Origin of the sequence: Mycobacterium sp. 852013-50091_SCH5140682 (assembly GCF_001665685.1) — a bacterium.
Taxonomy (GTDB): domain Bacteria; phylum Actinomycetota; class Actinomycetes; order Mycobacteriales; family Mycobacteriaceae; genus Mycobacterium.
In genome coordinates this window covers 135,648-157,130 of sequence record NZ_LZTB01000100.1, presented here as the reverse complement: position 1 = coordinate 157,130, position 21,483 = coordinate 135,648, and the positions used below count along the sequence as shown (strand labels likewise).

27 protein-coding genes are annotated in these 21,483 nt (G+C 68.2%); 13 read left to right on the top strand and 14 right to left on the bottom strand.

Annotated elements, in window-relative coordinates:
* The first annotated feature begins 209 nt into the window (after positions 1-209).
* Both kstR and otsB read left to right on the top strand, forming a co-directional pair.
* Positions 210-815: a cholesterol catabolism transcriptional regulator KstR gene (gene kstR, locus A5784_RS25590; protein ID WP_170064307.1), complete on the top strand. Its 606-nt coding sequence runs from the start codon at positions 210-212 to the stop codon at positions 813-815.
* A 3-nt stretch (positions 816-818) separates the two neighbouring features.
* On the top strand, positions 819-1,568 hold the full coding sequence (gene otsB, locus A5784_RS25585) for a trehalose-phosphatase (RefSeq protein WP_064947664.1): 750 nt from the start codon (positions 819-821) through the stop codon (positions 1,566-1,568).
* Here otsB and A5784_RS25580 read toward each other — a convergent pair.
* Genes A5784_RS25580 through A5784_RS25565 form a run of 4 tightly spaced genes read right to left on the bottom strand, consistent with a single transcriptional unit; the run spans position 1,565 to position 5,259 of the window.
* Entirely contained in the window at positions 1,565-2,665 is a 1,101-nt protein-coding gene (locus tag A5784_RS25580; RefSeq protein WP_064947663.1) for an Rv3575c family transcriptional regulator, read from the bottom strand. The two genes, otsB and A5784_RS25580, sit on opposite strands and share 4 nt — an antisense overlap.
* An 11-nt stretch (positions 2,666-2,676) precedes the next feature.
* Positions 2,677-3,516, bottom strand: a complete 840-nt coding sequence (locus tag A5784_RS25575; RefSeq protein ID WP_064947662.1) for a metal ABC transporter permease — start codon at positions 3,514-3,516, stop codon at positions 2,677-2,679.
* A 14-nt stretch (positions 3,517-3,530) separates the two neighbouring features.
* Positions 3,531-4,307, bottom strand: a complete 777-nt coding sequence (locus tag A5784_RS25570) for a metal ABC transporter ATP-binding protein (protein ID WP_064947661.1) — start codon at positions 4,305-4,307, stop codon at positions 3,531-3,533.
* On the bottom strand, positions 4,294-5,259 hold the full coding sequence (locus A5784_RS25565) for a metal ABC transporter solute-binding protein, Zn/Mn family (protein WP_064947660.1): 966 nt from the start codon (positions 5,257-5,259) through the stop codon (positions 4,294-4,296). Before A5784_RS25565 ends, A5784_RS25570 begins: the two co-directional genes overlap by 14 nt.
* A 57-nt stretch (positions 5,260-5,316) precedes the next feature.
* Between A5784_RS25565 and A5784_RS25560 the strand changes: the two genes are divergently transcribed.
* The 5 genes from A5784_RS25560 to A5784_RS25540 are packed head-to-tail and all read left to right on the top strand — an operon-like array spanning position 5,317 to position 9,614.
* Entirely contained in the window at positions 5,317-6,453 is a 1,137-nt protein-coding gene (locus A5784_RS25560; RefSeq protein ID WP_064947659.1) for a GTP-binding protein, read from the top strand.
* 9 nt (positions 6,454-6,462) lie between these two features.
* Positions 6,463-7,122, top strand: coding sequence for a 5,6-dimethylbenzimidazole synthase (gene bluB, locus A5784_RS25555; protein ID WP_064947658.1), 660 nt, complete (start codon positions 6,463-6,465; stop codon positions 7,120-7,122).
* Between the two features lie 9 nt (positions 7,123-7,131).
* The gene (locus A5784_RS25550) at positions 7,132-7,893 is read left to right on the top strand and encodes a LamB/YcsF family protein (protein WP_064947657.1); all 762 of its coding nucleotides are present in this window, start codon (positions 7,132-7,134) and stop codon (positions 7,891-7,893) included.
* 21 nt (positions 7,894-7,914) lie between these two features.
* Entirely contained in the window at positions 7,915-8,913 is a 999-nt protein-coding gene (locus tag A5784_RS25545) for a permease (protein WP_232006237.1), read from the top strand.
* On the top strand, positions 8,910-9,614 hold the full coding sequence (locus A5784_RS25540; RefSeq protein ID WP_064947655.1) for a TIGR03943 family putative permease subunit: 705 nt from the start codon (positions 8,910-8,912) through the stop codon (positions 9,612-9,614). The genes A5784_RS25545 and A5784_RS25540 overlap by 4 nt, the downstream gene beginning before the upstream one ends.
* Here A5784_RS25540 and A5784_RS25535 read toward each other — a convergent pair.
* Genes A5784_RS25535 through rpmB form a run of 5 tightly spaced genes read right to left on the bottom strand, consistent with a single transcriptional unit; the run spans position 9,608 to position 11,246 of the window.
* Positions 9,608-10,258: a (2Fe-2S)-binding protein gene (locus A5784_RS25535; RefSeq protein ID WP_064947654.1), complete on the bottom strand. Its 651-nt coding sequence runs from the start codon at positions 10,256-10,258 to the stop codon at positions 9,608-9,610. The two genes, A5784_RS25540 and A5784_RS25535, sit on opposite strands and share 7 nt — an antisense overlap.
* A gap of 19 nt (positions 10,259-10,277) precedes the next feature.
* Positions 10,278-10,541 (bottom strand): 30S ribosomal protein S18, encoded by a 264-nt coding sequence (gene rpsR / locus A5784_RS25530; RefSeq protein ID WP_064947653.1) that lies wholly within the window; start codon positions 10,539-10,541, stop codon positions 10,278-10,280.
* Positions 10,541-10,846: a 30S ribosomal protein S14 gene (gene rpsN, locus A5784_RS25525; protein ID WP_064947652.1), complete on the bottom strand. Its 306-nt coding sequence runs from the start codon at positions 10,844-10,846 to the stop codon at positions 10,541-10,543. Before rpsN ends, rpsR begins: the two co-directional genes overlap by 1 nt.
* Positions 10,846-11,010, bottom strand: a complete 165-nt coding sequence (gene rpmG, locus A5784_RS25520) for a 50S ribosomal protein L33 (RefSeq protein ID WP_018603652.1) — start codon at positions 11,008-11,010, stop codon at positions 10,846-10,848. Before rpmG ends, rpsN begins: the two co-directional genes overlap by 1 nt.
* Positions 11,010-11,246, bottom strand: a complete 237-nt coding sequence (gene rpmB / locus A5784_RS25515) for a 50S ribosomal protein L28 (protein ID WP_064947651.1) — start codon at positions 11,244-11,246, stop codon at positions 11,010-11,012. Before rpmB ends, rpmG begins: the two co-directional genes overlap by 1 nt.
* A gap of 73 nt (positions 11,247-11,319) precedes the next feature.
* Here rpmB and mrf point away from each other — a divergent pair, with 73 nt between their 5' ends.
* From mrf to A5784_RS25490, 5 genes are read left to right on the top strand one after another with little or no spacing between them, the layout of a single operon-like run.
* Positions 11,320-12,498 carry a ribosome hibernation factor-recruiting GTPase MRF gene (gene mrf / locus A5784_RS25510; protein WP_064947650.1) on the top strand — a complete coding sequence of 393 codons (1,179 nt, stop codon included), beginning with the start codon at positions 11,320-11,322 and terminating at the stop codon, positions 12,496-12,498.
* Positions 12,495-12,743 (top strand): type B 50S ribosomal protein L31, encoded by a 249-nt coding sequence (locus tag A5784_RS25505; protein WP_064947649.1) that lies wholly within the window; start codon positions 12,495-12,497, stop codon positions 12,741-12,743. Before mrf ends, A5784_RS25505 begins: the two co-directional genes overlap by 4 nt.
* A gap of 21 nt (positions 12,744-12,764) precedes the next feature.
* On the top strand, positions 12,765-13,685 hold the full coding sequence (locus A5784_RS25500) for an MBL fold metallo-hydrolase (RefSeq protein ID WP_064947648.1): 921 nt from the start codon (positions 12,765-12,767) through the stop codon (positions 13,683-13,685).
* Positions 13,676-14,911 (top strand): SLC13 family permease, encoded by a 1,236-nt coding sequence (locus A5784_RS25495; protein ID WP_064947647.1) that lies wholly within the window; start codon positions 13,676-13,678, stop codon positions 14,909-14,911. The genes A5784_RS25500 and A5784_RS25495 overlap by 10 nt, the downstream gene beginning before the upstream one ends.
* A gap of 59 nt (positions 14,912-14,970) precedes the next feature.
* A complete protein-coding gene (locus A5784_RS25490) occupies positions 14,971-16,503 on the top strand; it encodes a purple acid phosphatase family protein (protein WP_064947646.1) in 1,533 nt (510 codons plus the stop codon).
* A 5-nt stretch (positions 16,504-16,508) separates the two neighbouring features.
* Here A5784_RS25490 and rlmB read toward each other — a convergent pair whose 3' ends face one another.
* From rlmB to carD, 5 genes are all read right to left on the bottom strand, one after another.
* A complete protein-coding gene (gene rlmB / locus A5784_RS25485; RefSeq protein ID WP_064947645.1) occupies positions 16,509-17,450 on the bottom strand; it encodes a 23S rRNA (guanosine(2251)-2'-O)-methyltransferase RlmB in 942 nt (313 codons plus the stop codon).
* Between the two features lie 63 nt (positions 17,451-17,513).
* On the bottom strand, positions 17,514-18,911 hold the full coding sequence (gene cysS, locus A5784_RS25480) for a cysteine--tRNA ligase (RefSeq protein ID WP_064947644.1): 1,398 nt from the start codon (positions 18,909-18,911) through the stop codon (positions 17,514-17,516).
* Positions 18,912-18,930: 19 nt separating this feature from the next.
* Complete coding sequence (gene ispF, locus A5784_RS25475) at positions 18,931-19,407, bottom strand: 2-C-methyl-D-erythritol 2,4-cyclodiphosphate synthase (RefSeq protein WP_064947643.1); 477 nt, start codon at positions 19,405-19,407, stop codon at positions 18,931-18,933.
* The gene (ispD, locus tag A5784_RS25470) at positions 19,404-20,108 is read right to left on the bottom strand and encodes a 2-C-methyl-D-erythritol 4-phosphate cytidylyltransferase (protein WP_064947642.1); all 705 of its coding nucleotides are present in this window, start codon (positions 20,106-20,108) and stop codon (positions 19,404-19,406) included. Before ispD ends, ispF begins: the two co-directional genes overlap by 4 nt.
* 6 nt (positions 20,109-20,114) lie before the next feature.
* A complete protein-coding gene (carD, locus tag A5784_RS25465; protein ID WP_029369378.1) occupies positions 20,115-20,603 on the bottom strand; it encodes an RNA polymerase-binding transcription factor CarD in 489 nt (162 codons plus the stop codon).
* A 239-nt stretch (positions 20,604-20,842) separates the two neighbouring features.
* Between carD and A5784_RS25460 the strand changes: the two genes are divergently transcribed.
* The gene (locus A5784_RS25460; protein WP_064947641.1) at positions 20,843-21,433 is read left to right on the top strand and encodes a copper chaperone PCu(A)C domain-containing protein; all 591 of its coding nucleotides are present in this window, start codon (positions 20,843-20,845) and stop codon (positions 21,431-21,433) included.
* Positions 21,434-21,483: the final 50 nt, after the last annotated feature.

Genomic DNA, 21,483 nt, shown 5'->3' with positions numbered 1-21,483 from the left:
AGTGTTCGACCGTCAAGTCGACCGGCATTGCAGCAGGACACGTCGATGTCCAACCGACAAAGACGTGAGAAAAAGGAGACCGGCGTGCGTATCGTTTCCGATGGAGTACGCGGTACGAAGGAGTCGCCAACAACATGTCCGGCTTATCTCAGCCAGCACGCAACGAGCAGTCCGCCGGGGCGGACTCGCGCCCGCGTGAGGTCATGACCGTGGCGGTCCTCGCCGAGTCCGAACTGGGCTCCGAAGCACAGCGCGAGCGTCGCAAGCGCATCCTCGACGCCACCCTGGCCATCGCATCCAAGGGCGGGTACGAGGCCGTCCAGATGCGGGCGGTCGCCGAACGCGCCGACGTCGCGGTCGGCACGCTGTACCGCTACTTCCCGTCGAAGGTCCATCTGCTGGTCTCCGCGCTGGGCCGCGAATTCGAGCGCATCGACGCCAAGACCGACCGCGCCGCGCTGTCAGGCGGCACACCGTATCAGCGGCTGAACTTCATGGTCGGCAAGCTGAACCGCGCCATGCAGCGCAATCCCCTGCTCACCGAGGCCATGACCAGGGCGTTCGTCTTCGCCGACGCGTCAGCGGCAGGCGAGGTGGACCACGTGGGCAAGCTCATGGACTCGATGTTCGCGCGCGCCATGAGCGACGGCGAGCCGACCGAGGACCAGTACCACATCGCCCGCGTGATCTCCGACGTGTGGCTGTCCAACCTGCTCGCCTGGCTGACCCGGCGGGCCTCGGCGACCGATGTCGGCAAGCGGCTGGACCTCGCGGTGCGACTGCTGATCGGTGACGGGGACCAACCTAAGATCTGACGGGTGAGCGCGTTACCGGCCGACCTGCAGCAAGCACTCGCGGCCGCGGCTCGCGCCGACCGGCTGCTGATCACCTCCGATTTCGACGGCACGCTCTCCCCCATCGTCAACAACCCGGCCGACGCGCGGCCGCTGCCCGACGCCGCGGCCACCCTCGTCGCGCTCGCCGAACTGCCCGGCACCGCCACGGCACTGATCTCCGGGCGGGCGCTGAGCGTGCTGCGTGAGCTGTCAGGGATGCCCCCGACGGTGCACATGATCGGCAGCCACGGCGCCGAGTTCGACACCGGCTTCGCCCACCGGATCGACACCGAACTGCTGGCCACCATCACCGCCGAGCTTCGGGCCATCGCCGCCGACCGGCCCGGCGTCGCCGTCGAGACCAAACCCGCGAGCGTCGCCCTGCACGTGCGCAACGCCGCGCCTGCCGATGCCGAAGCCGCTCTGGCCCAGGCCCGCACGGCGGCGAAGGCGTGGCCCGCCGAGCTGACCGAAGGCAAGGCCGTGGTCGAATTCGCGGTGATCTCGACGGACAAGGGCGAGGCGATCGACATCCTGCGCAAGGAGTTCGACGCGTCGGCGGTGGTGTACTTCGGCGACGACGTCACCGACGAGAAGGCGTTCCGCCGGCTCGGGACGGCCGATATCGGAGTCAAGGTGGGCCCCGGTGACACGCTGGCCGGCTACCGCGTGCAGCAACCGGAAGACGTTGCCGCAGCCCTGAAATACCTGCTCGACGCGCGCCGCGGCTAGGCAGGCGGGCCCGAGGTACGGCCGCGCACCACCTCGGTGTCGAGCACCTCGACCACGGGAAGCCCAGAGCGAGGCGGGTTGTGCAGCAACTGACCCGCGCGACGCCCCTTCTCCACACTGGACTGCACCACCGTGGTCAGGCCGCGGCGCACCGCATCGGGAATGCCGTCGAACCCGGTGACCGTCATCTGCCCGGGCACGTAAACCCCGTGCGCGCGTAGGTAATCCATCGCCGACAGGGCGAGCACGTCAGCCGTGCACATCAGCGCGGTGATCAACGGATTGGCGGCCAGCGCCACCTCGGCGGCCAAGCCTCCCGAGGTCGGCAGGTGCTCGTAGCTCTCCACCACCGTCAACGATTCCGGGTTCAGCCCGGCGGCGCTCATCGCGTCGTACACCCCGTGGATACGCTCACGCTGCACGTGAAAGTGCGGGCTCTGCACCCGATCCGGCTGCGCCACTGCCGGTTTGCCGCTCGGGTGCGGCCAGTCGCGCCCCAACCGCATGGTGAGGAGACCGATATCGCGGTGGCCCAGTTCCAGGACATGCTCGGCCAACCGGCGCATGGCACCCCGATCATCGATGCCGACACGTGACACCGCGGGCTCATCCTTGGGTTGGTCCACCACCACCATCGGCAGGTGCCGCTGCTCCACCACGGGCAGATACGGGTCGTCGTCGGAGGCCGAGTACACCACGAAGCCGTCGACACCCGCGGAAAGCACCGCGGCCGAACCCTCTTCGAAGCTGCGATTCGGCCCGACCGCGACCAATAACAGGCCCTGCCCGACCGCCTCACACGATTCGGCCAGTCCGGCAACGAAATCGAGCGCGGCCGGATCTCTGAACGAATAGTTGAGCGGTTCGGTGATCACCAGCCCCACCGCCCCGGCCTTGCGGGTCCGCAGCGACCGCGCCACCGGGTCGGGCCCGGCGTAGCCGAGCCGCTTGGCGGCATCGAAGATGCGCTCCCGCAGATCCGCCGACAACTGGTCCGGACGGTTGTAGGCATTGGAGATCGTGGTCCGAGAGACGTTGAGCTCCGCGGCCAGTGAGGCCAGGGTTGCCCGCCGCGGCGGATGGGGGCTCCTGGGCATGCTTTCTGAGGCTAGCCGATCAATGCGCCAGTCTCGCGTGCGGCACGCGCCGCCAGCCATACCGCCAACCAGAAGACGCACGCGATGGTGACGATCAGGAAGCTCGGCGGCATGTTGAACACCGCCGACACCGCCAATCCCACCCACACCGACACCAAGCTGATCCCGGTCGAGATCGCCATGGCAAGCAACGGTCTTGCGGTCAGCATGATCGCCGTCGCCGCCGGGGTGACCACGAGCGCGAACAACAACAACGTGCCGACGGCTTGCACCGCCATCGTGACCGCGACTCCCAGCAGCGCCATGAACACGATCGACAACGCTTTCACCGGAACCCCTTTGGCCTCGGCGACCGGCGCGTTGACCGACGCGAACAGCAGCGGCCGGTAGATGAACGCCATCGTGGCGGCCAGCACCGCGAGCAACGCGGTGAAGGTCGAGAGCTGATCACCGGTGATCGCCAGCAGGTTGCCGAACAGCACATTGGTCATGGTCGACGAGTTCTTGGTGGCCAGTGAATTGAAGAAGAGCCCGAAACCGGTGGCCAGGGCCAGCACTGTGCCGGTCGCGACCTCTCGGTCGCCCGCGCGTTTCCCGAGCGCCCCGATGACCAGCGCTCCGCCGACACAGAACACCCCGAGCCCGAACCCGACCGGCAGCCCCAATAGGAACGCCCCGGTGGCTCCGGGCAGCCCGATGTGGGCCAGCGCGTGCGCGGCGAACGCGGTGTTGCGCACGATGATGAAGTAGCCGATCAGCCCGGCGGCCAACGCCACCAGCGTGCCGCCGATGAGGGCATTGCGCATGAACGCTGACGTGAGGATCTGCCACCAGTTCTGCTGGTAGCCCATCGCGACAATGGTCACTACCCGCTCCTCATGTACAGCTTGCCCTGCAGCGTGTTGGCCACCTGAACCTTTGTTCCGTAGAGGTGGGTCAGCAGGTCGGCGTCGACCACCTCGTCGATCGCAGCGTAGTGAGCATGCCCGTCGAGCAGGTAGATGGCACTGCCCAGAACCTCCAACAGCGGGTTGAGGTCATGGGCGACGACGAGAATCGTGACACCGAGCTCGGCGTTCAACCGGGCCAGCAGGCGCACGATCTCATGCTGGTTGCGCAGGTCAAGCGCGGCCAGCGGTTCGTCGAGGATCAGCATCTCCGGATGGCCCACAAGGGCGTTGGCCAGCGCGATGCGCTGGCGCTGTCCACCGGAGAGCTGCGACAAGCGCCGGTCGCCGAACTCGGTCGCCTCGACCCAGTCGAGCGCCTCGTCAACCCGGGCTCTGTCGGCCCGGGTGGTGCGGCGCAGTCCCCAACGCCGACCGGTGAGACCCAGCGTCACCGCGTCGCGAGCACGGACCGCCTCACCTGCCCCGGCGACGTAGTCCTGCGGCACGTACCCGATCAGATCGTTGTTCTCCCCGGGTCTGCCGCCCAGGACCCGCACCGATCCGGATGCCATCGGCAGCAGGCCAAGCACGACCTGCAGCATGGTCGACTTGCCGGAGCCGTTGGATCCGATCAGCGCGACGATGCCGCCGGCCGGGATCGTGAAGGTGCCTTCCGACCAGATCAGCCGTCCGCCGCGCACCACGCTGACATCGTCGAAGACCAGTGCGGGTTCATCGTTATGACTGGACACCAAGTGCCTTGGCCAGTGCGGTGAGTTGGTCCACCTGCCAAGCCTCGAACGTCTTCGCTCCCGGCGCCACCGTTTCGGTGACTTCGACCACCGGAACGCCGGCTTTCTCCGCGGCGGCACGGATCTGCTCAGGGACCGAACCCTCGGTCTGGGTGTTGTAGATGAGCACATCCACACCCTTACCACCGAGCAGGCGCAGGAACGCGTCCAGATCGGCCGGCGAGGGGTCACTCTCGTTCGACGTCGCCGCCTGGTAGCCCGCGGGAGTGCGGTCGCTCAGGCCCACCGCGGCCGCCATGTCGTCGAAGACGGTTTCGGTGGCCGCGTAGGTCTTGCCCGCAGCCTTGGCCTTGATGGTGTCGATGAGCTGGTTGTAGGGCTTCATCTCGTCGGTGAACGCCGCGCGCCTGCCCGCGAAGTAGTCCTTGGCCTGCGGGGACAGGTCACCGAGCTTGGCGGTGACGGCGTCTGCCAGCGCGGTCACCGTGGCAGGCCGGTACCAGGCGTGCGGGTTGGTGCCGCCGCCCTGGGCTTTGTCGAGATCCAGCGCGTTGATGACGGGCGCGCTCGATGCCGAGCTCGCGGCGAGCTTGGCCGCCCACTCGTCGTAGTGGCCGCCGTTGATGACCACCAGTTGGGCGCCTGCGAACTTGGCCGCATCCGACGGGGACGGTTCGTAGTCGTGCGGGTCGACCGACGAGCTGGCCAGCACCGTGGTGACCTTCGCGCATGCCCCACCCAGGTCGGAGACGATGTCGCCCCACTGGTCGACGCTGACCACGACGTTGAGAGGCGTCGCCGGGCAGTCCCCAGTGGCGTGGTCGTTGGGAGCGGTCTTCTCCGAGCCGCATGCGGCGAGGGCGAAGGGGACGGCGAGCACCAGGCCTGCGGCCAGGGTGCGGAGCTTGAGGTTCACGGGGCGGATCACGACGATAACGATAACCGTTTGCATTAAACGATGCACACCGGGGAGGATGCTTATTGAAAATCGTTTCCAATAAGGAGCCCGATGTCCGATCTTCTGCCCGTCACCGTCCTGTCCGGCTTCCTCGGCGCAGGCAAGACCACCCTGCTCAACCACATCCTTGCCAACCGCGACGGCAGACGCGTCGCAGTCATCGTCAACGACATGAGCGAGGTCAACATCGACGCCGCCCTGATCGCCGGGCAGGGCCACCTCGACCGGACGCAGGAGAAGCTCGTCGAGCTCACCAACGGCTGCATCTGCTGCACATTGCGCGAAGACCTCATCGACGCCGTCGGCGAACTGGCCCGGCAGAACCGATTCGACCAGCTCGTCATCGAGTCCACCGGGATCTCCGAGCCGATGCCTGTCGCGGCGACCTTCAGCTGGGAATTCGAGGACGGATTCAGCCTCGGAACAGCGGCCCGCCTCGACACCCTGGTGACCGTCGTCGACGCCTCGACGTTCCTGACCGAACTCGCCCGCGGCGAGGCACTCGCCGACCGCGACATGACGGCAGGCCCGGGAGATGCGCGCAGCGTCGCCGACCTGCTCGTCGACCAAGTCGAATTCGCTGACGTCATCCTGCTCAACAAGACCGATCTGGTCGGCGAACAGCGGCTCGGCGCGGTCGAGGCCGTGGTGCGGCGGCTCAATCCGACGGCCACACTGATCCACACCGACCACGGCGTCGTCGACCTTGGCGAGGTGCTCGACACCGGCCGCTTCGACCCCGTCGCCGCGGCAGCAGCACCCGGCTGGGACGAGGAGATCGCCTCCGGGCACACACCCGAGACCGAGGAGTACGGGATCGGGTCGATGACGTTTCGCGCCGACCGGCCGTTTCACCCCCACCGGCTGGCCGCCGCACTCGACCAGATCACCGGTCTTCTGCGCAGCAAGGGGTTCTGCTGGATCGCCAGCCGGCCGTCGATCGCCGCGATCTGGTCGCAGGCCGGACCGAATCTCGTCATCGAACCCGCGCAGTTCTGGTCACGCACCGAGGTGACGCCCGGCCAGGAAATCGTGTTCATCGGCGTGCGGATCGACCGCGACGGGCTCGAGGCGCTGCTGCGCGACGCCCTGCTGACCGACGACGAGCTGGCCTCCGGTGAACAGGCCTGGCTGCGGTACCCCGACCCACTGCCGGAGTGGAACGTCACCCATGTGCACGCCCCTTAGGCTCGATGCGTGCCCGAGCATGCCTTCAGCCCGCCCGAACGAAAGGCCGTCTACCGCGCCATCACCGAGCGCCGCGACATGCGCCGGTTCGTGCCGGACAGTTCGGTGACCGACGACGTCCTCGCCAGGCTGCTGCAGGCCGCGCACGCCGCACCCAGCGTCGGCCTCATGCAGCCATGGCGGTTCATCCGCATCACCGAGACCGCGCTGCGACGCAAGATCCACGCGCTGGTCGACGAGGAGCGCATACGCACCGCCGACGCGCTCGGGCCCCGCGCAGCCGAGTTCCTCGCACTGAAGGTCGAAGGCATCCTGGACTGCGCCGAGCTGTTCGTGATCGCGCTGGCCGACGACCGCGAGCGGCACGTGTTCGGCCGACGCACCATGCCGCACATGGACCTGGCCTCGGTGTCATGCGCCATCCAGAACATGTGGTTGGCCGCGCGCGCCGAAGGGCTCGGCATGGGCTGGGTGTCGATCTTCGAGCCGACGCCGCTGGCTCGATTACTCGGCATGCCCGCCGAAGCCGAACCGATCGCCATCCTGTGTCTCGGACCCGTGCCGGACTTCCCGGACCGGCCGATGCTGGAGATCGAGCACTGGACGACGGGCCGCCCGCTGCCGGAATTCGTCTCGGAGAACAGCTGGCTCACCGAGACCTCGCTCTAGGCTGAAGCCGTGAGCCCGACCGTCGACCTCAACGCCGATCTGGGCGAGGGCTTTGCGGTGTGGCAGCTCGGCGACGACGAAGCCATGCTCGCGGTCGTCACGAGCGCCAACCTGGCCTGCGGCTTCCACGCCGGGGATCCGGCACTGCTGCTGCGAGCGTGCCGCGCGGCCGCCGATGCCGGCGTGCGCGTCGGAGCGCAGGTCGGCTACCGCGACCTGGCCGGGTTCGGCAGACGGTTCATCGACGTCACACCCGAGGACCTGACGGCCGACGTGATCTATCAGATCGGTGCGTTACAGGCCATCGCGCACGCAGCAGGTACCACGGTGAGCTACGTCAAACCCCATGGCGCGCTGTACAACACGATCGTGCACCACACCGATCAGGCGGCGGCAGTCGCGGCTGCCGTGCACGCCGTCGATCCCGCGCTGCCGGTGCTCGGTCTGTCCGGGTCGGCGTTCTTCACGGCGTCGGGACAACTGGGACTGCGGACCGTCGCCGAGGCCTTCGCCGATCGGGCCTACCAGCCCGACGGCACGCTGGTGTCACGTCGCGAACCCGGCGCGGTGCTGCACGATCCGGCGGCGATCGCCGAGCGGGTACTGAGCATGGTCACCGCAGGCCAAGTGCGGGCAATCGACGGGTCGACCATCCCCGTCACCGTGGAATCCGTTTGTGTACACGGCGATTCACCGGGTGCCGTGCAGATCGCCCACGCTGTGCGAGACCGGTTGACGGGCGCGGGAGTGGAACTCAGTGCGTTCAGCTGACCACCAGCCAGAGCTGGCATGATGGCCGCCGTGGCTGTGAAGTCGGTGACGACGCGAAAGCGCTTGGGGTCCATGCCCATCCTCGTCATCGGCATCATCGCACTGGCTCTCCTGGGCGGCCCGGCACGAGATTTCGTCGAACGCACCCCGAAGGTGGCGACGGCCGCGACGGTGTTCTGCGGCGTGTTCGTGCAGGCCCTGCCCTTCCTTGCGCTCGGTGTCGTGATCAGCGGGCTCATCGCGGTTTTCGTCACACCCGACCGGCTGGCGAGGTGGCTCCCCCGGCGCACCAGTGTGGCGATCCTGGCCGCCGGTGTGGGTGGCGCCGCGCTGCCCGGCTGTGAATGCGGGTCTGTCCCGGTGGCGCGCAGACTGTTCAGCGACGGCGCCGCAGGAGCGGCCGCGTTGACGTTCATGTTGGCCGCTCCTGCGATCAACCCGGTTGTGCTGGTCGCGACGGCCGTCGCGTTCCCCGGCCACCCCGACATGGTGGTCGCGCGCTGCGCGGCCTCGCTGCTGACGGCGCTGGTCATGGGTGCGGTGTGGTCGCGGTTCGGCAAGCCGGAGTGGATCACCAAGCGCCTGCCCAGGACTCACCACGACGGCGACTCGAAGTGGGCGGTGTTCGTCGAGGCGGCACGCCACGACTTCCTGACCGCATGTGCCTATCTGGTCATCGGCGCGGCGGCCGCGGGTGCGCTGCACGTACTGGTCCCGGCCTGGGTGTACGAGCACCTGGCCGGGCAACTGGCGCTGGGCATCATCACCATGGCGTTGCTCGCGGTGGTGCTGGCGTTGTGTTCGGAAGCGGACGCCTTCGTCGCGGCCAGCCTGACCATGCTGCCGTTGTTGCCCCGGCTGGTGTTCCTGGTGGTCGGGCCCGCGGTCGACCTCAAGTTGTTTGCGATGCAGGCCGGAATGTTCGGCCGGCCGTTCGCGGTCCGTTTCGCGCCCGCGACGTTCGTGGTGGCCACCCTGGTCGCGACCGGCGTCGGACTGCTGGTGCTGGGGCCGCAATGAGCCGCGAAACCGAAAACGCCCTGTTGCTGCTGATCGGGGTCAGCACCGCCATCATCGTCGCCACCGGCACCTTCACGCGTTACGTCAAGCCCACCCTGTTGCCGTACCTCGTCGCCACGGCTGTGCTGCTCATCGTGCTGGCCCTGGCAGCGATCGTGCGCGACATCCGGCACGGCCCGACCGACGAACACGAACACGAACACGCCCACGTGCGCGGCACGGCCTGGCTGCTGCTCATCCCGATCGCCTTGCTGGCCTTCGTGGTACCGCCCGCGATCCGGCCCGACGCGGCGTCGGTCACCCCGGTGTCCACCGATGTGCTCAAGCGAGCTTTCCCGCCGCTGCCCGGCGGAACCCCGGAGCTCTCACTGCCGGACGTGCTGATCCGCATCGCCCAGGACACCGCGGGCACACTCGACAACCGCACCATCAAAATCACCGGCTTCACCATGCACGACGGCGAGCACACCTACCTGGCCCGCATCGTCATCATCTGCTGCGCGGCGGATGCGCAGTTGGCCCGCATCGGTCTCACCGGACCCGCCGCCGCCGACCTTGCGGGCTACCCGGAGAACACCTGGATCACCGTTGAAGGCAGTGTGCCTGCGGGACAGAGCGATTCGGGGCGGCGGACCATCCCCAACCTGACCGTACGTACCGCGGCGCGCACGGATCCGCCGCCACACCAGTACGCCTACTGACCCAGGGCGCAATCACCACAGTAGGAACCGCCCGGCACGCGGTAGAACAGACAGCAGCTCCGACGCCGCAGCCGCGGCCCCGTCATCGTCCCGGCCAGCCCCCCGGTGCTCAGCAGCGCGTGGGTGAGCGCTGTCACCGGCTGCCGCACGTCGGGACGGACACCGACCAGCGCACGTGCCGCCCCGACCAGTGCCGCGGCGGCGTTGCCGTAGAGCAGGCCTGCCGCGACTTTGACCTGAAGACCCGCGGCCAGCCGGTCCAGATGCTCTTCGACGACCATGCCGTAGAGCAGCTCGGCCAGCGCCTCGCCGTCGCCGACAGATCGCCCGTCCGGGACCGGCAGTCGCAGCGCCGTGCCGGAGTGAAATCGTTGCAGCCCAGCCAGATCCGGCACGACGGCGGCGCCCGCCACGCACGCCAGCACCGGCGACCAGAGCCGTGAGGCGTGGCTGAACTGGATCATCGACGCCGCGATCCGCAGCTCCGTCGTGCCATATCCCGCCGCGGCCTTGTCGATCAGGTCAGCGCATCCGTCGTCGTAGCACTGCCGGACCGGGAGCCAGCCGTCGGCATCGCCGCCCACGGTGATCGCGAAAAATCCACCGTACGATTGCGATTCGGCCAGCGCCGCGGATATGTCCATCGCGCTCGATGGTGTCACATCAGCGTGGGCCCGCCGCAGGCAACAGCGCCATCTCGCGCGCGTTCTTGATCGCCGCCGCAACCTGCCGCTGCTGCTGTGGCGTCAGGCCCGTCACGCGGCGCGACCGGATCTTGCCACGTTCGCTGATGAAGGTGCGCAGGAGCTGGACATCTTTGTAGTCGACGCGGGTGACGCCGAGCGCCTGCAACTGATTGCGCTTGGGCTTCTTGAGATCCGTTGCCGGAGCCCGCTTTTTCGTGTTCTTTCCGGACTTTGCGGCCATCACCAGCTCGACTTCCGTACGCCGGGCAACTCGCCACGGTGCGCCAATTCTCGGACCCGTACCCGGGACAGGCCGAACTTGCGCAGATGCCCGCGCGGCCTGCCGTCGACCGCGTCGCGGTTGCGCAGCCGCACCGGGCTGGAGTCGCGAGGCAGGCGTTGCAGCGCGGAGACCGCGGCGGCCCGCGCGTCACGCGAGCTGGCCGGATCGCGGATGATCTCCTTGAGCTCAGCCCGGCGTTCGGCGTAGCGCTCCACCAGCTTTCGGCGCTGCTCGTTCTTCACGATCTTGGACGCCTTGGCCATCAGCGCTCCTCCCGGAAGTCGACGTGCCTGCGGATCACCGGGTCGTACTTGCGCAGGACGATCCGGTCGGGGTCGTTGCGGCGGTTCTTGCGGGTGACGTAGGTGTAGCCGGTACCCGCGGTGGACCTCAGCTTCACGATCGGCCGAATATCGGTGCGGGCCATCAGATTTTCTCGCCACGGCTGCGGAGCTGGGCCACTACCGCTTCGATGCCGTCGCGGTCGATCACCTTGATGCCCTTGGCACTGACCCGCAGGCGGATCCGGCGGCCCTCAGATGGCAGGTAGTAGGTCTTGTTCTGGATGTTCGGGTTCCACCGCCTGCGACTGCGGCGGTGCGAGTGCGACACGGTGTTGCCGAAGCCGGGTGAGCGCCCGGTGACTTGGCAGTGGGCCGACATGAGCCTCCTCGATCGTGGGGTAACCTGGCTTAAGCATAATGACAATCGTTTTCAATTGCGAATCAGGAGCTCCATGCGAACCCCCGTGGTACTCGTCGCCGGTCAGGGCGGCACCGATGACGTCGTCGCGGAACTGAGCCGCAGTCCCGGCACCGTGGTGGTCCGGCACACCTTCGACGGACACGTGGTGCTGCGCCAGGTCAGCACCCACACCGGAGCATCGGACTGGGCCCTCGAACTCGCACACGGCTGCGTCACCTGCACGGTGCGCGACGATCTGCTGGTGCTGCTGCGCCGCCTGCACCGGCGCGGCGACGTCCGACGCATCGTGGTGCAGTTGATGGCCTGGCTGGAACCCGAACCGGTGTGCTGGGCGATCGAGAACATCCGCGTGCACGTCGGCCCCGGCTACATCGACGGACCGGCGGCCCGCGACGTCCACATCGACGGCGTCGTCACATGTCTCGACGCCGCGGTCTGGCTGCAGCAGGCCGTCGGCGAAGACGAGCTCGACGACGGGCGCACCGCCGCCCAGGTCGTCGTCGGCCAGGCCGAATTCGCCGACGTGCTGGTGCTCACCGAACCCGAAGCGACGACACTGGCCGTGCTGCGCAGGCTCACTCCCCGGGCCCGCATCACCGTCGGACCCGAACGCATCGAACTGGCGCTCGCCCACCTGGAACCGGACAGCCGGCGCGGTCGGGCCATCGCCCCGCACGACCCACTGCTCTCCGGCGAACCGCCGCTGGACCGCGACGGCCAAGTCGGCATCGTCGAATTCACCGCGCGACGCCCCTTCCACCCCGTACGCCTGCACGCCGCGCTGGACCTGCTGCTCGACGGCGTGGTGCGCACCCGCGGCCGCGCGTGGCTGGCCAACCGCCCGGGCGAGGTCATGTACATCGAATCCGCGGGCGGCGGGCTGCGGTTCAGCAACGCCGGAAAATGGCTGGCGGCAATGGATTCCAGCGAACGCTCCTACGTCGACCCGCAGCGCCGGGCACTGGCCGCCGTGGTGTGGGACCAGCTGTTCGGGGACCGACACATCTCCCTGGCGGTGCTGGTGTGCGGCGCGGCACCCGAGGACATCCTCGACGCCCTGCGCGGTGCCCTGCTCACCGACGCCGAACTCACCCGGCCCGAGGACTGGGCCGACTACCCCGACCCGTTCGGCGACTGGCACGAGGAGCCGTGCCAGCCGCCCACCGAGGAAACCGTCCGACCCGGACACGACGAAGGAGAAGCGCGATGAAAGCCGATATCCACCCCGACTACCACCCGGTGGTCTTTCAAGACGCCGCGACCGGCACGCGGTTCTTGACGCGGTCCACCGCCACCAGTGAGCGGACCGTCGAGTGGACCACGGCGCAGGGCACCCAGACCTACCCGCTGATCGTGGTCGACGTCAGCTCGGACTCGCATCCCTTCTGGACCGGCTCGCAACGCCACATCGATTCGGCAGGCCAGCTGGAGAAGTTCCGCCGCCGCTACGGATAGCCCGCCCCATAGGGTGGGACCATGCGGCTCAAGCCCGGCAGGCCCGACCTCGCCGATTACGCGCGGTTTTTCGATGTCCCACCGGCCACGCCGCAGTCGCCAGTGCGGGTCATCTGGGCCGGGGTGACGACGCTGCTGGTCCACGACGGTTCATCGGCCGTGCTGACCGACGGGTTCTTCTCCCGGCCGCCGCTGTTGACCGTCGGCCTTGGCCGGCTCGAACCATCCCTGCCGCGCATCGACGGCTGCCTGGCCCGGCTCGGTATCGACCGGCTCGATGCCGTGCTGCCCGTGCACACCCATTTCGACCACGCCATGGACTCCGCGGTGGTGGCCGATCGCACCGGGGCCGCGCTGGTCGGGGGATCCTCCGCGGCGCAGATCGGCCACGGGCACGGGCTGGCCTCCGACCGGATCGTCATCGCCACCCCGGGCCTGCCGCTGCCGCTCGGCGCGTTCGACGTCACCCTGTTCACTTCCGAGCACTGCCCACCCGACCGATTCCCCGGCACCATCACTGAGCCGGTCGTACCACCGGTGAAGGCATCGGCCTACAAGTGCGGGGAGGCCTGGTCGACCCTGCTGCACCACCGCGCCACCGATCGCCGGATGCTGATTGTCGGCAGCGCCGGCGCCATACCCGGGGCGCTTGCCGGGCAACGCGCCGACGTCGTGTACCTCGGCATCGGGCAACTCGGGCTGCAACCCAAGCGGTATCTGCTCGACTATTGGGCCGAGACCGTGCAGGCCGTCGGCGCCCGCCGGGTGGTGCTCATCCACTGGGACGATTTCTTCCGGCCCCTGCACAAACCGTTGCGGGCATTGCCATATGCGGGTGATGACCTGGATGTCTCGATGCGGGTACTGACTCAGCTGGCCGCCGCTGACGGCGTCAGCCTGCACCTGCCCACCCTGTGGGAACCTGCAGACCCGTGGGCCTAGCACTGCTGCTGCTGGCCGTCGTGCTGGTGTTCGCGCTCGCAAAGCCGGAAGGCTGGCCCGAGGCTGTCGTGGCGGTCCCGGCCGCCGGACTGCTGATCGCCGTCGGCGTCATCTCGCCGCACGACGCACTGGCCGAAGTGAACCGGCTGCTGCCCGTGGTCGGGTTTCTGGCCGCAGTGCTGGTGCTGGCACACCTGTGCGACGACGAAGGCCTGTTCCACGCCGCGGGCACCCTCATGGCCCGGGCGAGCACAGGTGACCCGCGCCGACTGCTCACCCGCGTGTTCCTCATCGGCGCCACCACCACAGCCGTGCTGAGCCTCGACGCGACCGTCGTGCTGCTCACCCCGGTGGTGCTGACCACGGCCCGCACGCTGGACATCACGCCGCGGCCGCACGCCTACGCCACAGCGCACCTGGCCAACACCGCGTCGCTGGTGTTCCCGGTGTCCAACCTGACCAACCTGCTGGCCTTCGCAGTAGCCGGACTGTCCTTCACCCAGTTCAGCGCGGTGATGGCGCTGCCGTGGCTGGCCGCCGTCGCGGTCGAATACGTCGTCTTGCGGTTGCTTTTCCGTCGCGAGCTGAGTCGTCCGGCCGCCGAGGTGACGCCCCCGCCACCCGAAGTTCCGGTGTTCGTGCTCGTGGTGCTGGGTTTGACGTTGGCGGGTTTCGTGGTCACCTCGTTGTTCGACCTTTCCCCGGCCTGGGCCGCGCTGGCCGGGGCGCTCGTGCTCGGTGTGCGCAGCCTGGCCCAGCGACGCAGCACGGTCGGTGGCATCGTGCGGGCGATCAACGTGCCGTTCCTCGCGTTCGTGCTGTGCCTGGGTGTTGTGGTCGACGCCGTCGTCCATAACGGTCTCGGCGATGTCATGCGCGGGCTGCTGCCCGTCGGCGACTCGCTTCCGGCGCTGCTCGGCTTTGCCGTGGCGGCCGCGATACTGGCGAACCTGGTCAACAATCTGCCTGCCGTGCTGGTGCTGCTGCCGCTGGTGGCGGCATCGGGGCCTGCCGCGGTGCTGGCCGTGTTGATCGGCGTCAACGTCGGGCCCAACCTGAGCTACGTCGGATCCCTGTCGAACCTGCTGTGGCGCAACGTGGTTCATCAATATGGTCTGACCGCCCGGTTCAGTGAGTTCAGCCGGGTCGGCTTGTGGACCGTGCCGCTGACGCTCGTGGCCGCAGTGCTCGGCCTGTGGGCCGGGCTTCGCGTCTTCGGGCTCTGAGCGACACCGTTCACCTGCGCGTCTGGCGCTGTTCGCGTTGACCCGGTAGCACGGCAGGGGTGAGCGACAACGTTGGCGTCAGCCGCCGCAAACTCCTGCTGGTCGGTGGCACCACCGCGCTCCTTGGCGCAGGGGCCGGAGGCGCGGCCACCGAACTGCTGCGGCCGAAGGCCACCGGCCCCGACCTGTGGCCACGCACGGACCGCAGCGGTGCACCGCCGGTTTCCGGGGTGCACCTGCAGTTCGGCGCCGACGCCGCGACCGAGGTGGCGGTGTCATGGCACACGACCGGCGCGGTGAACAATCCTCGGGTCACGTTCGGCACACCCGCGGGCGGCCTCGGGGACACCGTTGCCGCCGACACCGTCACCTACCGAGACGCGCAGTCCGGCACCGAAGTCCGGGTGCACCACGCCCGGTTGACCGGGTTGCTGCCCGACACCGACTACGTGTACGCCGCCGTTCACGACGGCGCCAGTCCCGAACTGGGTAGCGTGCACACCGCGCCACGGGGACGAGCGGCGTTGCGCTTCACAAGCTTCGGCGATCAGTCCACCCCGACGCTGGATGCGATGGTGGCCAACGCGTTCGGCAGCGACAACCGCGGCTCGCCCGCTGCGGGCGACATCACCGCCGCCGTCGAGCAGACCGCGCCGCTGTTCAACCTCGTCAACGGTGACCTGTGCTACGCCAACCTGTCCGGCAACCGCATCCGCACCTGGTCGGACTGGTTCGACAACAACTCCCGCTCGGCGCGGCACCGGCCGTGGATGCCCGCGGCGGGCAATCACGAGAACGAGCTGGGCAACGGCCCGATCGGGTTCGGCGCCTACCAAACCTATTTCGCGCTGCCCGATTCCGGCTCGGACACCGAGCTGCGCGGCCTGTGGTACGCATTCACCGCGGGCGCGGTACGGGTGATCAGCCTCAACAACGACGACGTGTGCTATCAGGACGGCGGCAACTCCTACGTGCACGGCTACTCGGGTGGGGCCCAGAGACGTTGGCTCGAAAGCGAATTGGAACGCACAAGCACCCACCCTGCCATCGACTGGGTGGTGGTCTGCATGCACCAGACCGCCGTGTCGACCGGCCACAAGACCAACGGCGCCGATCTGGGTATCCGGCAGAACTGGCTGCCGCTGTTCGACCGCTACGGCGTCGACCTGGTGGTGTGCGGGCACGAACACCACTACGAGCGCACGCATCCCATCCACGGCACCCTGCCGACCGACACCCTGACCCCGGCCGTAACCGAGCACGGCACAGTGCATCTGGTGATCGGCGGGGGTGGAACCTCGATACCGTCCAACCGGATGCTCTTCGACGAACCCCGCTGCCAGGTGCTCATGGGCGTCGACGGGGTGGACCCCGTACTCAAGAAACGGACACCACGCTATGTCGACGAGCCCGCGGCATGGTCGGCGTTCCGCGACCGCGACAACCCGTACGGGTTCGTCATGTTCGACGTCGACCCGGGTCAGCCTGGCGGCGAAACATCAATAGAAGCAACGTATTTCGCAATAACGGGTCCGCTTGGCACGATGACCCCGGTGGACCGGTTCAGCCTGCGCAAGCCCCGCAGGGGCTGAGGGGATCAGCCGCGGCGCTGGCGGGCGATCTCGGCCAGCACCACACCGGCGGCCACCGATGCGTTCAGCGATTCCGTCGGCCCCGCCATCGGGATCGACACCACCGCATCACAGGTCTCCCGCACCAACCGCGACAGGCCCTTGCCTTCGGAGCCCACCACCACGACCATCGGTCCGGAGCCGTCCAACTGGTCCAGCGTGGTGTCCCCACCGGCGTCCAGGCCGACCACCTGCAGACCGGCATCGGCCCAACTGGTCAGCGTACGAGTGAGATTCGTGGCCCGGGCCACCTTCAGCCGAGCCGCCGCACCGGCGCTGGTACGCCAGGCGACCGCCGTCACCGACGCCGAGCGCCGCTGCGGGATCACCACACCGTGGCCGCCGAATGCGGACACCGACCGCACGATCGCACCGAGGTTACGCGGGTCGGAGATGTTGTCCAGCGCCACCAGCAGTGCGGGCGAACCCTCGTTCTTCGCCGTCGCCAACAGATCGTCGGGATGGGCATAGTTGTACGGCGGGACCTGCAGGGCCAAACCCTGGTGCAGCCCATTGGAACTCATCCGGTCCAGGTCGGTGCGCGGCACCTCGAGGATCGAGATACCACGGTCGGCGGCGATCTGCACCGACTCGGTGAGCCGCTCGTCGGCCTCGGTGCCCAGCGCGATGAACAGCGCGGTGGCAGGGACCTTCGCGCGCAGGCATTCCACAACCGGGTTGCGGCCGAGCACCAGTTCGGTGTCGTCGGTCTTCTTGTGCCTGCCCTGCTGCTGGCGGGCCACCTTCGCGGCCTTCTTGGCAGCCGGATGGTTGGGCCGCATGTGGGCGGGCGGCGTCGCGCCACGGCCCTCGAGGCCGCGCCTGCGTACGCCGCCGGACCCGACGGTCGGGCCCTTCTTGGTGCCTGCCTTGCGGATGGCCCCGCGCCGCTGTGAATTGCCGGCCACTACATTCCCCGTCGCTTCGCTCGCCCAGCCACTACATTCCCCGTCGCTTCGCTCGCCCAGCCATTACTTCGTCCCATTCAACAAGGACCATTGCGGTCCGTCGGCGGTATCGGTGACCTCGATACCGGCCTCCTTCAACCGGTCCCGGATCGCGTCGGCGGCGGCCCAGTCCCGCCGTTCGCGCGCTTCGGTCCGGCTCGTCAAAGCCCACTGCACCAGTACATCCACGGCGGCCAGCGCAGCCGACGTCTCGTCGCGCGACTCCCACCGCTCGTCGAGCGGATCGCAACCGAGGATTCCCGTCATCGCCCGGATGGACCGAGCCTGCGCCATCGCGCCATCGTGATCCCCGGTGTCCAGCGCGCGGTTGCCCTCAGCACGCGCGGCGTGCACCTCGGCGAGCGCGATCGGCACCGAAAGGTCGTCGTCGAGCGCGGCCGCGAATTTCGGCGTCCACTCGCCGACGGTCACCTCGCCGACCCGGTTGTGCACGCGATGCAGGAAATCCTCGATGCCGCTGTAGGCCTTGACCGCGTCCTGCAGAGCGGTCTCGGAGAACTCGAGCATGGACCGGTAGTGCGCACTGCCCAGGTAGTAGCGCAGCTCGGCAGCCCGAACCCGTTGCAGCACAGCGGGAATCGACAGGACGTTGCCGAGCGACTTGCTCATCTTCTCGCCGCCCATGGTGACCCAGCCGTTGTGCAGCCAGTACCGCGCGAAACCGTCGCCTGCAGCGTTGGCCTGCGCGATCTCGTTCTCATGGTGCGGGAACACCAGATCCATACCGCCCGCGTGGATGTCGAACTCGGCGCCGAGATAGGACTCGCACATCGCGACACACTCGGTGTGCCAGCCGGGGCGGCCCCGCCCGAACGGTGTCGGCCAGGACGGCTCACCGGGTTTGGCGCCCTTCCACAACGTGAAGTCACGCTGATCGCGCTTGCCGGTAGCGACCCCCTCGCCCTGATGGACGTCGTCGATGCGGTGACCGGACAGCTTGCCGTAGTCCGGCAGGCTCAGCACGTCGAAGTACACGTCGCCGTCGGCGGCATAGGCATGACCCTTGTCGACCAACCGCTCGATGAGCTCGACCATCTGCGTGATGTGTCCGGTGGCCCGCGGCTCGGCCGACGGCGGGAGCACCCCCAGCGCGTCGTAGGCGGCGGCGAACGCCCGCTCGAAGGTCGCGGCCCATTCCCACCACGGCCGGCCTGCGTCGGCAGCCTTGTTGAGGATTTTGTCGTCGATGTCGGTGACGTTGCGGATGAACGCGACGTCGTAGCCTTTCGCGGTCAGCCAGCGACGCAGCACATCGAAGGCGACGCCGCTGCGGACGTGCCCGATGTGGGGCAGGCCCTGCACCGTGGCACCGCACAGGTAGATGGACGCGTGCCCGGGGCGCAACGGCACGAAATCACGTACGGCACCAGCCATGGTGTCGTACAGCCGCAGTTCGGTCACGACGGGCCAGCTTACCGGGCTATTCGGCCTTTACCACCAACGCGGTGGCTATGGCCGCCAAACCCTCGCCGCGGCCGGTCAGTCCGAGACCGTCCGTGGTTGTCGCCGAAACCGACACCGGCGCCCCCACCAGCTCCCCCAGCAGCCGCTGAGCCTCGTCGCGGCGGGGCCCGATCTTGGGCCGGTTGCCGATCACCTGGACGGCCGCATTGCCCACCGTGAAGCCGGCGTCGGCCAGCAAACCGCGAACGTGCCGAAGCATGTCGGCGCCGCTGACGCCGCGCCACTGTGGCTGGTCGGTACCGAAAACGCCGCCGATGTCGCCGAGACCCGCCGCGCTGAGCAGCGCGTCACACAACGCGTGGGCCGCGACGTCACCGTCGGAATGCCCGGCGCAGCCGTCGGCGCCGTCGAAAAGCAGCCCCAGCAGCCAGCAGGGCCGCCCGGACTCGACGGGATGGACATCGGTGCCCAAACCGATCCGCGGAATCGTCACGAGGCGCCCGATCCGCCGCGCGCCAGCACGGCCTCAGCCAGCAACAAATCCATGGGAGTGGTGATCTTGAATGCCATCGGGTCGCCGTCGACGACCTGTACCGGCGTACCGCTCTGCTCGACGAGCGAGGCGTCGTCGGTGAAACCGGCCACCGCGGACACGACGAGCGAATCGGACCCAGGCTCGCGCTGATACGCGCGCCGCAGCACGTCGACACGGAAGCCCTGGGGTGTTTGAACGGCCCGCAGCCCGGCCCGTTCCGGTGTCCCGAGCACCACGCCGTTGGCGTCGACCGCCTTGATCGTGTCGGCCAGCGGAAGGCCCGGGACCACGGCACTGTGCCCAGCCTCGAGAGCCTTGACGACACGGACGATGAGCGCGGCGGGAGTCAGCGCCCTTGCCGCGTCGTGCACCAACACGAATTCGGCGTCACCGACGGCCTGCAGGGCCAGCCGGACCGACTCGGTACGGTCGGCACCGCCCGCCACGATCTCGGCGGCACCACCGAAGATCAGCTTGGCCTCGTCGGTCAGCCCGGGCGGCACCGCGACCACGACAGCGTCGATGACGCCCGACGCGCGCAAACCGTCGAGAGCATGTTCCAGCAACGGCCTACCGGCCAATTTGACGAAGGCTTTCGGCCTACCCGCACCCAGCCGCTCACCCGAGCCGGCGGCCGGGACGACGGCTACCGTTGTCACTACGCGTCAGGACGCGGCGGCCAGAACCTCGTCGAGCATGGTCTCGGCCTTGGCGTCGTCGGTGTTCTCCGCCAACGCGAGTTCGCCGACCAGGATCTGCCGGGCCTTGGCCAGCATCCGCTTCTCGCCCGCGGACAGGCCGCGTTCCTGATCCCGGCGCCACAGGTCGCGGACGACCTCGGCAACCTTGTTGACATCCCCCGAAGCAAGCTTCTCCAGATTGGCCTTGTAGCGGCGCGACCAGTTGGTCGGCTCCTCGGTGTGCGGCGCACGCAGCACCTGGAACACCTTGTCAAGGCCTTCCTGCCCGACTACGTCACGCACGCCGACGTACTCGGCATTTTCTGCAGGTACTCGAACGGTCAGGTCCCCCTGGGCGACCTTCAGGACGAGATATTCTTTCTGCTCGCCTTTGATGGTTCGGGTTTCGATCGCCTCGATCAACGCAGCACCGTGGTGTGGATAGACAACGGTGTCTCCGACCTTAAAAATCATCTGATTCGAGCCCCTTTCGCCCCCCTATCCTAACACGGGCCTTGATCACACGCCGATCAACAGTGCAGGTCAGGGGCACCGCAGGTGAAGAGTAGGGGTTGACAGGGTGACGAAATCGTGCAACCAAACACCCGCTGCCACACCTGATTCGGCCGATCTCAACCCTCGCCGTTCCACACGCAACCGCGACCTACTACTCTGCATAGTCGAAGTAGGGCGACCCAATTCAGGAGGCTTGAGTGAACCGCTTCACATTGCGCGCCTCGGTCGGTATGGCCGCGTGCGGCCTGGCCGCCGCAGTCGCACTCACCGGATGTGGCGCCGGGCAGGTCTCCCAGACGTCCACTCAGGAGCCCGCCGTCAACGGCGTCAACGCGCAGGCCGGACCGGTCTCGCTGCGTAACGTCCACTTGCGGGCCCCGCAGGATTCCGACTATGTGCAGCCGGGGTCTCCCGCCGAGTTGCTGTTCGTCGCCGCGAACACCTCGGCCGACGAGAACAACAAGCTGAAGTCGATCACCTCCGACATCGGTGACGTGACACTGACCGGCGACACCACGGTGCCCGCCAACGGCGTGCTGGTGGTCGGCGAACCCGACGGGCAGATCGCGCCGCTGGAGAAGGTCGAGTCTGCCGACGCCGTCGCCGCGAAGGTGACGTTGACCAAGCAGATCACCAACGGCCTGCTGTACAACTTCACGTTCAACTTCGAGAACGGCCAGACCACTGTGGCCGTTCCGATCTCGGCAGGCGACGCACCGCGCCGCGACAAGACCGGCGACTCGGACCAGGCCGCGGGTGGATCCGGCGAATCAGGCGAACACCACTAGGTTTTCGCCGCGCTGGTCCCGCTGGATGTCGGTGACAGCCGCTAGGGTCA

Excerpts from the sequence above, each read along its gene's own strand:
- A5784_RS25580 (WP_064947663.1), bottom strand. The coding sequence starts at position 2,665 with ATGCCCAGGAGCCCCCATCCGCCGCGGCGGGCAACCCTGGCCTCACTG.
- A5784_RS25575 (WP_064947662.1), bottom strand. The coding sequence starts at position 3,516 with ATGGGCTACCAGCAGAACTGGTGGCAGATCCTCACGTCAGCGTTCATG.
- A5784_RS25565 (WP_064947660.1), bottom strand. The coding sequence starts at position 5,259 with ATGCAAACGGTTATCGTTATCGTCGTGATCCGCCCCGTGAACCTCAAG.
- A5784_RS25560 (WP_064947659.1), top strand. The coding sequence starts at position 5,317 with ATGTCCGATCTTCTGCCCGTCACCGTCCTGTCCGGCTTCCTCGGCGCA.
- A5784_RS25545 (WP_232006237.1), top strand. The coding sequence starts at position 7,915 with ATGGCCGCCGTGGCTGTGAAGTCGGTGACGACGCGAAAGCGCTTGGGG.
- A5784_RS25540 (WP_064947655.1), top strand. The coding sequence starts at position 8,910 with ATGAGCCGCGAAACCGAAAACGCCCTGTTGCTGCTGATCGGGGTCAGC.
- A5784_RS25535 (WP_064947654.1), bottom strand. The coding sequence starts at position 10,258 with ATGGACATATCCGCGGCGCTGGCCGAATCGCAATCGTACGGTGGATTT.
- rpsR (WP_064947653.1), bottom strand. The coding sequence starts at position 10,541 with ATGGCCGCAAAGTCCGGAAAGAACACGAAAAAGCGGGCTCCGGCAACG.
- rpsN (WP_064947652.1), bottom strand. The coding sequence starts at position 10,846 with ATGGCCAAGGCGTCCAAGATCGTGAAGAACGAGCAGCGCCGAAAGCTG.
- rpmG (WP_018603652.1), bottom strand. The coding sequence starts at position 11,010 with ATGGCCCGCACCGATATTCGGCCGATCGTGAAGCTGAGGTCCACCGCG.
- rpmB (WP_064947651.1), bottom strand. The coding sequence starts at position 11,246 with ATGTCGGCCCACTGCCAAGTCACCGGGCGCTCACCCGGCTTCGGCAAC.
- mrf (WP_064947650.1), top strand. The coding sequence starts at position 11,320 with ATGCGAACCCCCGTGGTACTCGTCGCCGGTCAGGGCGGCACCGATGAC.
- A5784_RS25505 (WP_064947649.1), top strand. The coding sequence starts at position 12,495 with ATGAAAGCCGATATCCACCCCGACTACCACCCGGTGGTCTTTCAAGAC.
- A5784_RS25500 (WP_064947648.1), top strand. The coding sequence starts at position 12,765 with ATGCGGCTCAAGCCCGGCAGGCCCGACCTCGCCGATTACGCGCGGTTT.
- carD (WP_029369378.1), bottom strand. The coding sequence starts at position 20,603 with ATGATTTTTAAGGTCGGAGACACCGTTGTCTATCCACACCACGGTGCT.